Consider the following 12,418-nt stretch of genomic DNA (forward strand, 5'->3'; position numbering starts at 1 on the left):
CTTAGTTCAGTTCAATGGCGAAGTAGTCACGCGCATTGTTAAAGCAGATGTTTCTCACCATTTCGCCCAGCAGCTGGATATCTGCTGGCGCTTCGCCCGCGTGCACCCAGCGGCCAATCATCTGGCACAGAATACGGCGGAAATATTCATGGCGGGTATAGGAGAGGAAACTGCGGCTGTCGGTCAGCATGCCAACGAAGCGGCTCAACAGGCCGAGCTGCGCCAGCTGCGTCATCTGACGCTCCATGCCGTCTTTCTGATCGTTAAACCACCAGCCGGAACCGAACTGCATCTTGCCCGGCATCCCTTCGCCCTGGAAGTTGCCGATCATGGTGCCCAGCACTTCGTTATCGCGTGGGTTCAGGCAGTAAAGGATGGTTTTTGGCAGCAGGTTTTGCTCGTTCTGTTTGCTCAGCAGTTTTGACAGCTCTTCCGCCATCGGACGGTCGTTGATGGAGTCAAAGCCCACGTCCGCGCCCAGCAGTTTGAACTGACGCTGGTTGTTATTACGCAGCGCGCCGATGTGATACTGCTGAACCCAGCCGCGGCGGGCATATTCCGCACCGAGGAACACCAGTACCGCCGTTTTAAACTGCGCCACTTCGTGCTCACTCAGGGCTTCGCCGGAGAGACGACGCGCCAGAATGCTGTCCAGCTCAGCTTCGCTGGATTCCGCGAACAGCACTACGTCCAGCGCGTGGTCAGACACTTTACAGCCGTGTGCGGCAAAGTGATCCAGACGTTTGGTCAGCGCGGTTTGCAGATCGCCAAAGCGACGGATATCGGTGTCAGACACTTCCGCCAGCTTCGCCATATAGTCGTTAAAGGTCGGCAGCTCGATGTTGAAGGCTTTATCCGGGCGCCAGCTTGGCAGCACTTTGATGTCAAACGTGCTGTCCTTCGCGACAACCGCGTGGTGCTCCAGAGTGTCGACCGGATCGTCGGTGGTGCCCACCATCTTCACGTTCATCTGCTTCATGATGCCGCGCGCCGAGAAGCTATCCTGCGCCAGCAGGTCGTTGCACTGATCCCAGATTTCATCCGCCGTGGCGGGAGAGAGCAGCTTGCCGGTGATACCAAACGGACGACGCAGTTCAAGGTGCGTCCAGTGGTATAACGGGTTACCGATGGTGTGGGGAACAGTAGCGGCCCAGGCGTCAAACTTCTCGCGATCGGTCGCGTCGCCGGTACACAGGCGCTCGGCCACGCCGTTGGTGCGCATTGCGCGCCACTTATAGTGGTCACCCTTCAGCCAGATATCATACAGGTTTTTGAAACGGTAATTTTCGGCAACCTGCTGCGGCGGTAAATGGCAGTGGTAGTCGAAAATCGGCTGGTCTTTTGCGTAGTCGTGGTACAGGCGGCGAGCAAATTCGGTATCTAACAGAAAATCGTCGGTCATAAACGGTGTCATTATCGTCTTCCTCATTACGGGAGCGTCAGAAAGCTTATGTTCAGATGCTGCAAAGTTATCACACCAATTTCCAGAGTCCGACGTTTTTTTCGTGAGTTAGATCAATAAACGTCGACAAATAAATTACCCTCAAAGGGGTAAACCCTCTCCCAGGCCGCGCCAGTTCTGGCTTTGCGCGTGCCGCATAATGTCCCTACAAAGATTCACACTTTTGTGATGTCACTCACCTTTTAAAGTTGTATGACAAGTTATCTTTTCGCCGTCGCAAACTATAAGCCGACGGAATGCATTACCGGTGTTTGATACATCGGATTTAACGGTACGGAAGCCGACTTAGCACGATTACTAATGGCAAGGTTCGGGCCGTTCCGGGACAGGTTCCCGGTTACGCCCCTCCCGTTACAGAACAGCTCCCGGCAACGGTTGAGTTGTTGCCGTGTCCCGACACGGAAATAACATAACGATGAGGTTTTACATGCGTAAAATTAAAGGGTTACGTTGGTACATGATCGCACTGGTGACGCTCGGCACCGTGCTGGGCTACCTGACACGTAACACCGTGGCAGCAGCGGCGCCAACGTTGATGGAAGAGTTACATATCTCCACGCAGCAATACTCTTACATCATTGCGGCTTACTCTGCCGCTTACACCGTAATGCAGCCTGTTGCAGGTTATGTTCTTGATATTCTGGGTACAAAAATTGGTTATGCCTTCTTCGCTGTAGCCTGGGCCGTCTTCTGTGGGGCGACCGCGCTGGCCGGCAGCTGGGGCGGACTGGCGCTGGCGCGTGGTGCGGTAGGTGCTGCCGAAGCGGCGATGATCCCCGCGGGTCTGAAAGCCAGCTCTGAATGGTTCCCGGCAAAAGAGCGTTCTATCGCTGTCGGTTACTTCAACGTGGGCTCCTCCATCGGGGCGATGATTGCTCCGCCACTGGTGGTGTGGGCGATTGTGATGCACAGCTGGCAGATGGCGTTCATCATCTCCGGTGTGCTGAGCTTTGCCTGGGCCATGGCGTGGCTGATTTTCTATAAACACCCGCGCGACCAGAAAAAGCTGTCTGACGAAGAACGTGACTACATTATTAATGGTCAGGAATCCCAGCATCAGACCGACAACGGCAAAAAGATGTCCGTCTGGCAGATCCTGGGCACCCGTCAGTTCTGGGGTATCGCCCTGCCACGCTTCCTGGCAGAACCGGCCTGGGGTACGTTTAACGCCTGGATCCCACTGTTCATGTTTAAAGTTTACGGCTTTAACCTGAAAGAGATCGCGATGTTCGCCTGGATGCCAATGCTGTTTGCAGACCTGGGCTGTATCGTCGGCGGCTACCTGCCACCGCTGTTCCAGCGCTGGTTTGGCGTGAACCTGATTGTGTCCCGTAAGATGGTGGTCACCATGGGCGCCCTGCTGATGATCGGCCCGGGTATGATCGGCCTGTTCACCAGCCCTTACGTGGCTATCGCCCTGCTGTGTATCGGGGGCTTTGCTCACCAGTCTCTGTCCGGTGCGCTGATTACGCTCTCGTCCGACGTGTTTGGTCGTAACGAAGTCGCCACCGCCAACGGCCTGACCGGGATGGCCGCCTGGACCGCAAGTACCCTGTTTGCACTGGTGGTCGGCGCGTTGGCGGATACGATTGGTTTCAGCCCACTGTTCGCGGTACTGGCTGTCTTCGACCTGTTGGGTGCGGTGGTTATCTGGACGGTGCTGAAAAGCAAATCCGCAGATGAACTTGCGAAAGAGTCCCTCGGGGGACCGGCGACGCAGAGTTAGCGTTGTTGTGCCGGGTGGCGGCTCCGCCTTACCCGGCCTACAAAATCCAATAAAATAGTAGGTCGGGTAAGCGTAGCGCCACCCGGCAAGAACGACGCAAAAGCCGCCTCCGGGCGGCTTTTTTGATGGCGAAATCTGGAGACTGGCACGCAAAAGTGGTATAACAAATCATTCGCCGTACCCTGCCTGGAGCGCATATGGAAATCACCGAATCACGTCGTTTATATCAACAACTTGCCGCCGAGCTGAAAGATCGCATCGAGCAAGGGGTCTATCTTGTCGGTGATAAACTTCCCGCTGAGCGTTTCATTGCGGATGAAAAAAGCGTCAGCCGCACGGTGGTCCGCGAAGCCATCATCATGCTGGAAGTGGAAGGGTATGTTGAGGTACGCAAAGGTTCCGGCATTCATGTGATTTCCAGCCAGGCGAAACACTCCCCCACCCCGGACGAAAGTCTGGAGTTTGCCAGCTACGGTCCGTTTGAGCTTCTCCAGGCTCGCCAGCTGATTGAAAGCAACATTGCGGAATTTGCTGCGACGCAGGTGACCAAGCAGGACATCATGAAGCTGATGGAAATCCAGGATCACGCGCGTAAAGAAAAATGTTTCCGCGATTCTGAATGGGACCTGCAATTCCACGTCCAGGTCGCCCTTGCGACTCAGAACACGGCGCTGGCGGCAATCGTTGAAAAAATGTGGACTCAGCGCGTTCACAACCCGTACTGGAAGAAACTGCACGATCACATTGATTCCCGCACGGTAGATAACTGGTGTGACGATCACGACCAGATTCTTAAAGCCCTGATTCGTAAAGATCCGCATGCGGCGAAACTGGCAATGTGGCAGCATCTGGAGAACACCAAACAGATGCTGTTTAATGAAACAAGTGATGACTTTGAATTTAACGCTGACCGCTATCTTTTTGCCGATAATCCGGTCGTTCACCTCGATACCGCGACCAATCTCGCAAAATAACGCCCCGAACTGCTGGCAGGCGCACCGCCGCGCCTTCCGGCCAGACAGGGTAAGAAAACCTCTATAGTGTCAGCCTTTGTAAAATTTCTCGCTCCCCTCCGTGGCTTACGCCAAAATCGTGTTTCCCCTCAAATTCTGTGACGCAGAACGTCGGGCTTTGTTACAATTGGATTCACTTCGTTATTTTGTAAGTTAGTGCTTGCTAACCAGCCAATTAACAGGGAACAGTGTTGGCCACACATCAATGTGTCCGCGAGCGACCATAATGAAATCATAACAATGTCGCCGTGCTGTATTTCCCGAATTACAGGCGTGACGTTAACCGATTTCCAGGAACACTGAATGGAACTTTTGACCCAACTACTGAACGCCCTCTGGGCTCAGGATTTCGAAACGCTGGCCAACCCGTCCATGATTGGCATGCTCTACTTTGTATTATTTATGATCCTGTTCCTTGAGAACGGTCTGCTGCCTGCTGCCTTTTTACCGGGCGACAGCCTGCTGGTACTGGTCGGGGTGCTTTGTGCAAAAGGGGCGATGGCTTTCCCGCAAACGGTCCTGCTTTTAACCATTGCCGCCAGCCTGGGCTGCTGGGTGAGTTACATTCAGGGGCGATGGCTGGGTAACACGCGAATCGTTCAGAACTGGCTTTCGCACCTTCCGGCCCATTACCACCAGCGAGCGCACCACCTTTTCCATAAGCATGGGCTTTCCGCCTTGCTGATCGGCCGCTTTATCGCATTCGTACGCACCCTACTGCCCACCATTGCGGGCCTGTCCGGCCTGAGCAGCACGCGCTTCCAGTTCTTTAACTGGATGAGCGGCTTGCTGTGGGTGCTGATCCTGACCACGCTCGGCTACGCGCTGGGTAAAACGCCGGTCTTTATGAAATACGAAGACCAACTGATGTCTTGCCTGATGCTGCTGCCCGTCGTTCTGCTGGTGTTTGGCCTGGTCGGGTCCCTGGTCGTACTCTGGAAGAAGAAATACGGGGCCAGGGGTTAACGATGGTTATCTCCCCGCTCGCGCTGCGCCGCTTCTCTTACGCCATCGTCGCGCTGATGATGTTCAGCGCTCTTATCCTGCTGTGGTCTGCGCTACAGCATCAGGAGTCGACGCTGGCTATCCGTCCTGTGAGCCAGGGAACCAGCGTGCCGGATGGTTTTTCCATCTGGCATCATCTCGACGCAAACGGGATCCGCTTTAAGAGCATCACGCCGCAAGACGATGTGCTGCTGATAAAATTTGACTCCAGTGCGCAAAGCGCCGCGGCGAAAGCCGTGCTGGACCGCACGCTGCCGCAGGGTTACATCATTGCGCAACAGGATGATGACAGCCACGTCGCCTCCTGGATGTCACGGTTACGCGACACGTCGCATCGATTTGGTTAACGACTAATATTCCGAATATTTTCACCTACTTTGGTGAAACTCCCGTTTACTTACTATGCTTAAGTACGCGGAGCACCCCTCAGATGTTCTCCGCTTTGTTCTGGAACACGGCTTACGCCGTAACACAATGGAAGGTTTCTATAATGAAATACCGCATCACCCTGGCTCTGGCCCTTTTTTCTTTAAGCACAGCTTCCTTCGCTATGTCTCTTTGTCAGGAGAAAGAACAGGATATCCAACGCGAAATCAGTTATGCCGAAAAGCATAACAATCAGCACCGGATCGACGGACTGAAAAAAGCGTTGAGCGAAGTGAAAGACAACTGTACGGACAGCAAGCTGCGTGCCGATCATCAGGAAAAAATCGCTGAACAGAAGGACGAGATAGCCGAGCGCCGTCAAGACCTGCAAGAAGCGAAAGAGAAAGGTGATGCGGAAAAAATTGCCAAGCGCGAGAGGAAGTTGCAAGAGGCGCAGGACGAACTGAAAGCGCTGGAAGCTCGCGATTATTGAGTTAACGGAAATCTCAACAGGAGAGAATCATGTCAAAAGATACAACTTCAGAAAATCTGCGCGCTGAACTGAAATCCCTGGCGGACACCCTGGAAGAGGTGCTGAACTCTTCTGCCGATAAATCGAAAGAAGAAGTCAGCAAACTGCGCAGCAAAGCGGAGCAGGCACTGAAAGAGAGCCGTTACCGTCTGGGTGAAACCGGTGATGCGCTGGCGAAACAGACCCGCGAAGCGGCTGCGCGCGCAGACGAATATGTACGTGATAATCCATGGACGGGTGTGGGTATTGGCGCCGCAGTGGGTGTGGTGCTGGGTGTCCTGCTGACGCGTCGTTGATTATGGAAGATCCACGTCACGCACAAGGGCCTGCTAAAAACGTCCTCGGCATTGGCCAGCGTATTCTTACGACGCTGGTCGGGATTGCCGAAACGCGCGTCCGGCTTGCGGTAGTGGAGCTGGAAGAGGAGAAAGCCAACCTCTTCCAGATGCTGCTCATGCTTGGGCTTACGATGCTCTTTGCCGCGTTTGGTCTGATGAGCCTGATGGTGTTAATCATCTGGGCTATCGATCCACAGTATCGTCTGAACGCGATGATTGCGACTACCGTGGTTCTGCTGGTGGCGGCGCTGATAGGCGGTATCTGGACCCTGCATAAAGCGCGCACGTCGACCTTCCTGCGTCATACGCGCCAGGAGCTGGCCAACGACCGCGCCCTGCTGGAGGATGATAAGTCGTGAGCGACAAAGCCGAACGTCAAAAGCGGAAAGCGTATCTGTTGAGCCAAATCCAGCAGCAGCGACTGGATCTGTCTGCCAGCCGTCGCGACTGGGTTGAAGCCACGCATCGGTTTGACCGCGGCTGGAACACGGTCCTGAGCCTGCGTTCATGGGCGCTGGTCGGCAGCAGCGTGATGGCGATCTGGTCGGTTCGGCATCCTAACATGCTGATCCGCTGGGCACGTCGCGGCTTTGGCGCCTGGAGCGCCTGGCGTCTGGTGAAAACCACGCTGCGACAGCAGCAGTTGCGGTGAAAAAAGCAAAACGGTAACCCTGGTTACCGTTTTTTGTTTTTGCCCCCTCTCCCTGTGGGAGAGGGATGGGGTGAGGGCACCAGCCCGCACGCTCCCTTACTCAATATCTTTGAAGAAGATTAACAGTTTTCCTTGCTAACAATTGCCATCCGCCCCGTTTACACTCCTCTCCATCGACAGCAAAGACGCGGTATCTACCCGAATTTGCACGCAAATAACGTTTAGCCGCTGATGTGGTTTCCTGGAGAGTAAAATGAAAAAATTAGAAGATGTTGGTGTACTGGTAGCGCGTATTCTGATGCCAATTCTGTTCATCACCGCAGGCTGGGGCAAAATTACCGGCTATGCGGGCACTCAGCAGTATATGGAAGCGATGGGCGTGCCGGGGTTCCTGCTGCCACTGACCATTCTGCTTGAGTTCGGCGGCGGCCTGGCAGTGCTGTTCGGTTTCCTGACCCGCACCACGGCGCTGTTCACCGCAGGCTTTACCCTGCTGACCGCGTTCATCTTCCACAGCAACTTTGCGGAAGGCGTGAACTCCCTGATGTTCATGAAAAACCTGACCATCGCGGGTGGCTTCCTGCTGCTGGCTATCACGGGCCCGGGCGCCTACAGCATCGACCGTCTTCTGAATAAGAAGTGGTAAGCACGCTATACTGATTACATTCAAAGCGAGGAGACATCTCCTCGCTTTTGCTATCTGACGGAGGAGAAAAAAATGGGACAACTCGTAGACGGCGTCTGGCAGGATGTCTGGTATGACACCAAATCCACCGGTGGACGCTTTAAGCGCTCTGTTTCGGCCTTCCGTAACTGGCTGACCGCCGACGGCGCACCCGGCCCGAGTGGCGAAGGGGGCTTTGCGGCGGAGAAAGATCGTTATCATCTGTACGTTTCTCTCGCCTGTCCGTGGGCGCACCGCACGCTGATTGTGCGCAAACTTAAAGGTCTCGAATCGTTAATTCCGGTTTCGGTGGTCAACCCGCTGATGCTGGAAAACGGCTGGACGTTCGACAGTGACTTCCCTGCCGCGACGGGTGATGAGCTTTATCATCACGATTTCCTGTATCAGCTCTATCTGCGCGCCGATCCGCACTACACCGGACGCGTAACGGTGCCGGTGCTGTGGGACAAGAAAAACCAGAGGATCGTCAGCAATGAATCCGCTGAAATCATTCGCATGTTCAATACCGCGTTTGACGCGCACGGCGCCCGCGCCGGGGATTACTACCCGGTTGAGTTGCGCGAGAAAATTGACGAGCTGAACGGCTGGATCTACGACAACGTCAACAACGGCGTCTATAAAGCGGGCTTTGCCACCAGTCAGGAAGCGTACGACGAAGCGGTCGGCAACGTGTTTGGATCCCTGGAGCGCCTGGAGCAGATCCTCGGCCAGCATCGTTATTTAACGGGCGATCGCCTCACCGAAGCAGACATCCGCCTGTGGACGACGCTGATCCGCTTCGATCCGGTGTATGTCACCCACTTCAAGTGCGACAAGCATCGCATCAGCGATTATCTGAACCTGCACGGTTTCCTGCGCGACATCTATCAGATGCCGGGGATTGCGGAGACGGTCAATTTTGACCATATTCGCACCCATTATTTCCGCAGTCATAAGACCATCAACCCAACGGGCATTATCTCCATTGGCCCGTGGCAGGACCTGGATGAACCGCACGGGCGCGACGTGCGTTTCGGATAATTATTTAGGGAATCAATTGATTCCCTTTTTTAATTCACAGCATACATCTATCCTTACCTCGATCGCTTAGAAAACAAGTGATTGACTGATTATGAGGCAAGGAAAAATGGACTGGTATTTAAAGGTACTGCGCAACTATTTTGGTTTTGGTGGCCGTGCCCGCCGTAAAGAGTACTGGATGTTCGTTCTGGTGAACTTCGTCCTGATTATGGTGCTGGGCATTGTGGACAAGATCCTCGGCTGGGAACGCGAGGGGGGTGAAGGCATTCTCACCACCATTTATGGTGTGTTAGTTCTGCTGCCTTCATGGGCCGTACTGTTTCGTCGTCTCCACGACACCGATCGTTCGGCGTGGTGGCTGCTGTTGCTGTTGATCCCGCTTATCGGCTGGATCGTGATTTTGATTTTCAACTGTCAGAGCGGAACGCCGGGCGAAAACCGCTTTGGTCAGGATCCTAAGGCAAGCGCGTAAATTCTGCCCGGTGGCGCTTACGCTTACCGGGCCTACGCTTATTTGTTGTGGTGAGCAAAAAGCTTGGGAATTTCACGCAAACACCACGATTTGGCTTCGCCCATGCTGTCGCGACGCCACGCCATAATGATATCCACTTCGCTGGTGTATTCCGGGCTGACGACGCGCAACCGCCCTTCTGCAATGTCCTTTTCGACAAACGGGTAAGGCATAGTCGCCACGCCCAGCCCCGCCAGGAGCGCCTGTCGCTTATCTTCCAGCGACGTTACCGTCAGTCGCGGCTGTTTATCCAGCAACTGTACCGTTAACACCGGGCGCTCTCGGGCGGTATCCGCGACCGCCACGCCGCGGTATTTCACGCGCGTGACCTCAGAGAGCGGCTCCGGCTCCTGATGGATAGGGTGATCCGGCGCGGCGACGTAGACGTTCATCACGCTGTAGAGCTTGCGCGAATTGATTTCTGACGATGAGCGGAAATGCATGTCTGGCGCAATCACGATATCCGCCCTGCCCGTCTCAAGACGCTCCCATGCCCCGGCCAGCACCTCGGTGATGATCGACAGCTGGGTATTGGCTTTCGCGGCCAGTCTGTCCACCAGCGGAAACAGCGCTTCGGTGGGCACCAGCGCTTCGGTCACTAACGTCAGATGGGTTTCCCAGCCGCGGGCCAGCGCTTCGGCATCGGTCGTCAGCTTATCCGCCGCTTCCAGCAATACGCGGCCGCGCTCCAGCAGCATCCGCCCAACGTTGGTGAATTTTGTTCGATGACCGGAGCGATCGAAGAGCACAACATCCAGCTCCTCTTCCAGCTTTTGCATGGTGTAGCTCAGCGCAGACGGAACGCGCCCCAGTTCATCTGCCGCCGCGGCAAAACTGCCGCGCCTGTCAATCGCGTCCATGACGCGAAGCGCCTCAAGCGTCAATGCTCTCTCTTTAGCCATCTCGTTCTCATTCAGGAAATTTGAACATACCAGGCAGAATATCTGGCTAACAATGCAGCGTCCATACCTTTACCATTGATTTAGTGTAAAGAGAGGTCAAGTTTATGATTACGACAAGAACAGCGAAACAGTGCGGACAAGCCGATTTCGGTTGGTTGCAGGCCCGCTACACCTTTTCCTTTGGACACTACTTTGACCCTAAACTCCTCGGTTACGCTTCACTGCGTGTATTGAATCAGGAGGTGCTCGCCCCGGGCGCGTCCTTCCAGCCGCGCACGTACCCGAAAGTCGATATCCTGAACCTGATCCTGGAAGGCGAGGCAGAATACCGCGATAGCGAGGGCAATCATGTCCAGGCGAAGGCTGGCGAGGCGCTGTTAATTTCTACTCAGCCAGGTATTAGCTACAGTGAGCATAACCTCAGCAAAGACAAAACGCTGACCCGCATGCAGCTGTGGCTGGATGCCTGTCCGGAGCGGGAAAATCCGCTGGTGCAAAAGATCGATCTGAAGGGCGATCAACAGCAGCTGATTGCCTCGCCGGACGGCAGCAAAGGCAGCTTGCAGTTACGCCAGCAGGTGTGGCTGCACCATATCGAACTGAAAAAAGGTGAACAGGCGAGCTTCCAGCTTCATGGCCCGCGAGCCTATTTGCAGTCCATTCACGGAACGGTGCATGCGGTCACGCATACGGAAGAGAAAGAAGCGCTCACCTGCGGTGACGGGGCGTTTATTCGTGACGAAGCGAATATCACTCTGGTTGCCGATACGCCGCTGCGCGCGCTGTTGATTGATTTGCCGGTTTAAGATCAACACGCCCCTCGCTCGATCGGTTCCCTCTCCCTATGGGAGAGGGTTAGGGTGAGGGGTAACGGATTGGATTAGATCACAACACCTTACTCGCCATAATCTCAATGATCTGCCGGTCCGTCGCCTGCATTGAGCGGCACGCCAGAGCGCACAGGTTAGAGATCGACTGTTCCACGTCGTGCGCCACAATCCCCTCGTTACCCGTCACCGCAGTATCATCCAGCGCCATCATCACGGCTTTCCAGGCGCTGGTGACGCTGGTCGAGACCTTCATTGCACAGCTGTTAGAAGCCCCATCGCAGATCATCCCGCTCACGTCGCCGATCATACTGCCGATCGCCATGGCAATGGTCTGGTAAGATCCGCCCATCAGCCACGCCATCCCCGCCGCTGCCCCCATTCCGGCGGTTGTCGCCGCGCACAACGCGGACAAGCGCGGAAGCTGGTAATGGATATAGATAGCCGACAGATGCGAGAGCATCAGCGCCCGCGCCAGCCGTTCGTCATCAGCCTGAACGTGCTCAGCCACCACCACTACCGGCATGGTGGCGGTGATGCCCTGATTCCCGGAACCCGAGTTGCTCATCGCTGGCAGCGTCGCGCCTCCCATGCGGGCATCCGAGGCTGCGCTGGTGCGGATAATAATGTCTGAACCCAGATCCTGCGCCATCCAGCCGCGTGCGCGCTGTTTATTGAGCGTCGCGCCAATATGCAGCCCCCAGTTGCCACGCAAACCTTCGCGGGAGAGCGCATCGTTCAGCCGCCCCGCATCGAGGATAAAGCGGATCGCGTCGAACGGCACCTGCTCCACAAACTCAAGGATCTGTGACAGCGTGGTGGTCGAGAGTACCGCCAGCGGATCGTCGTTGTTCTGGCTCTGACGATCGTCAAGCCTGAAGCACGTTTCGCCCTGACAAACTACCTCCACCACGCGAGTGTGCCCGCCAGCGATGGCCACCATCGCCGAGGATTCACCGGCGTAAACGCAGGCGCGTGAATAAAGGATCTCATCGCACGGCTCCTGCAATTTTACCTGCACCAGACCCGCGTTCAGCAATGCTTTGGCGCGCGTTAGCGCCTCGGCCGACGCGTCTTTCAACACCTCCAGCCCGGCGTGTGCATTACCGCCTGTCGCCCCCAGCGCGGCCGCGATGGGTAAACCGACCATACCGGTGCCGGGCACCGTTACGCCAAGCCCGTTTTTCATCAGGTTCGGCGATACCCACGCCTCGATACGCGTTACCTCACCGGAAAGCTGTCCGGCAGCCATCGCACACGCCAGCGCCAGCGAGACGGGTTCGGTACAGCCCAGCGCAGGCTTTACCTCTTCCTGCACGGCGCGAATAAAATGGTTCCATAAAGGATTAATTTGCTCAGACATCGTTACGACCTTATTT

The 12,418-nt window shown here is 55.5% G+C and carries 15 protein-coding genes; 12 read left to right on the forward strand and 3 right to left on the reverse strand.

The annotated features are described in order from the left end of the window. Nucleotide 1: 1 nt before the first annotated feature. Nucleotides 2–1,414 (reverse strand): glucuronate isomerase, encoded by a 1,413-nt coding sequence (gene uxaC / locus SK47_RS18780; protein WP_003862632.1) that lies wholly within the window; start codon nucleotides 1,412–1,414, stop codon nucleotides 2–4. A gap of 475 nt (nucleotides 1,415–1,889) precedes the next feature. Here uxaC and SK47_RS18785 point away from each other — a divergent pair, with 475 nt between their 5' ends. The 11 genes from SK47_RS18785 to SK47_RS18835 all read left to right on the forward strand — a co-directional run bounded on the left by SK47_RS18785 (nucleotide 1,890) and on the right by SK47_RS18835 (nucleotide 9,271). Then, complete coding sequence (locus SK47_RS18785; RefSeq protein WP_003862634.1) at nucleotides 1,890–3,188, forward strand: MFS transporter; 1,299 nt, start codon at nucleotides 1,890–1,892, stop codon at nucleotides 3,186–3,188. Between the two features lie 197 nt (nucleotides 3,189–3,385). Further along, entirely contained in the window at nucleotides 3,386–4,162 is a 777-nt protein-coding gene (gene exuR / locus SK47_RS18790; protein WP_003862635.1) for a transcriptional regulator ExuR, read from the forward strand. A 342-nt stretch (nucleotides 4,163–4,504) separates the two neighbouring features. Then, nucleotides 4,505–5,167, forward strand: coding sequence for a DedA family general envelope maintenance protein YqjA (gene yqjA / locus SK47_RS18795; RefSeq protein ID WP_003862638.1), 663 nt, complete (start codon nucleotides 4,505–4,507; stop codon nucleotides 5,165–5,167). A 2-nt stretch (nucleotides 5,168–5,169) separates the two neighbouring features. After that, nucleotides 5,170–5,553 carry an EnvZ/OmpR regulon moderator MzrA gene (mzrA, locus tag SK47_RS18800; RefSeq protein ID WP_003862640.1) on the forward strand — a complete coding sequence of 128 codons (384 nt, stop codon included), beginning with the start codon at nucleotides 5,170–5,172 and terminating at the stop codon, nucleotides 5,551–5,553. A gap of 143 nt (nucleotides 5,554–5,696) precedes the next feature. Continuing rightward, nucleotides 5,697–6,065 (forward strand): DUF1090 domain-containing protein, encoded by a 369-nt coding sequence (locus tag SK47_RS18805; protein WP_017382428.1) that lies wholly within the window; start codon nucleotides 5,697–5,699, stop codon nucleotides 6,063–6,065. 29 nt (nucleotides 6,066–6,094) lie between these two features. After that, nucleotides 6,095–6,400 (forward strand): ElaB/YgaM/YqjD family protein, encoded by a 306-nt coding sequence (locus SK47_RS18810; protein WP_003862645.1) that lies wholly within the window; start codon nucleotides 6,095–6,097, stop codon nucleotides 6,398–6,400. A gap of 2 nt (nucleotides 6,401–6,402) precedes the next feature. After that, nucleotides 6,403–6,801, forward strand: a complete 399-nt coding sequence (locus SK47_RS18815) for a phage holin family protein (RefSeq protein WP_003862647.1) — start codon at nucleotides 6,403–6,405, stop codon at nucleotides 6,799–6,801. Beyond that, complete coding sequence (locus SK47_RS18820; RefSeq protein ID WP_003862649.1) at nucleotides 6,798–7,094, forward strand: YqjK-like family protein; 297 nt, start codon at nucleotides 6,798–6,800, stop codon at nucleotides 7,092–7,094. Before SK47_RS18815 ends, SK47_RS18820 begins: the two co-directional genes overlap by 4 nt. A 253-nt stretch (nucleotides 7,095–7,347) precedes the next feature. Then, on the forward strand, nucleotides 7,348–7,740 hold the full coding sequence (locus SK47_RS18825) for a DoxX family protein (RefSeq protein WP_003862651.1): 393 nt from the start codon (nucleotides 7,348–7,350) through the stop codon (nucleotides 7,738–7,740). A 72-nt stretch (nucleotides 7,741–7,812) separates the two neighbouring features. Continuing rightward, nucleotides 7,813–8,799 carry a glutathione S-transferase family protein gene (locus tag SK47_RS18830; RefSeq protein ID WP_048244926.1) on the forward strand — a complete coding sequence of 329 codons (987 nt, stop codon included), beginning with the start codon at nucleotides 7,813–7,815 and terminating at the stop codon, nucleotides 8,797–8,799. Nucleotides 8,800–8,905: 106 nt separating this feature from the next. After that, entirely contained in the window at nucleotides 8,906–9,271 is a 366-nt protein-coding gene (locus SK47_RS18835) for a DUF805 domain-containing protein (protein ID WP_048244928.1), read from the forward strand. A gap of 38 nt (nucleotides 9,272–9,309) precedes the next feature. Here the strand turns inward: SK47_RS18835 and yhaJ are convergent, their stop codons facing one another. Continuing rightward, complete coding sequence (gene yhaJ / locus SK47_RS18840) at nucleotides 9,310–10,212, reverse strand: DNA-binding transcriptional regulator YhaJ (protein ID WP_003862655.1); 903 nt, start codon at nucleotides 10,210–10,212, stop codon at nucleotides 9,310–9,312. A gap of 104 nt (nucleotides 10,213–10,316) precedes the next feature. Here yhaJ and SK47_RS18845 point away from each other — a divergent pair, with 104 nt between their 5' ends. Next, nucleotides 10,317–11,018 (forward strand): pirin family protein, encoded by a 702-nt coding sequence (locus tag SK47_RS18845; protein WP_003862658.1) that lies wholly within the window; start codon nucleotides 10,317–10,319, stop codon nucleotides 11,016–11,018. A gap of 79 nt (nucleotides 11,019–11,097) precedes the next feature. Here SK47_RS18845 and SK47_RS18850 read toward each other — a convergent pair whose 3' ends face one another. Further along, entirely contained in the window at nucleotides 11,098–12,402 is a 1,305-nt protein-coding gene (locus tag SK47_RS18850; RefSeq protein WP_048244930.1) for an L-cysteine desulfidase family protein, read from the reverse strand. Nucleotides 12,403–12,418 lie beyond the last annotated feature (16 nt).

This window comes from Enterobacter sp. BWH52, assembly GCF_001037565.1.
Taxonomy (GTDB): domain Bacteria; phylum Pseudomonadota; class Gammaproteobacteria; order Enterobacterales; family Enterobacteriaceae; genus Enterobacter; species Enterobacter hormaechei_C.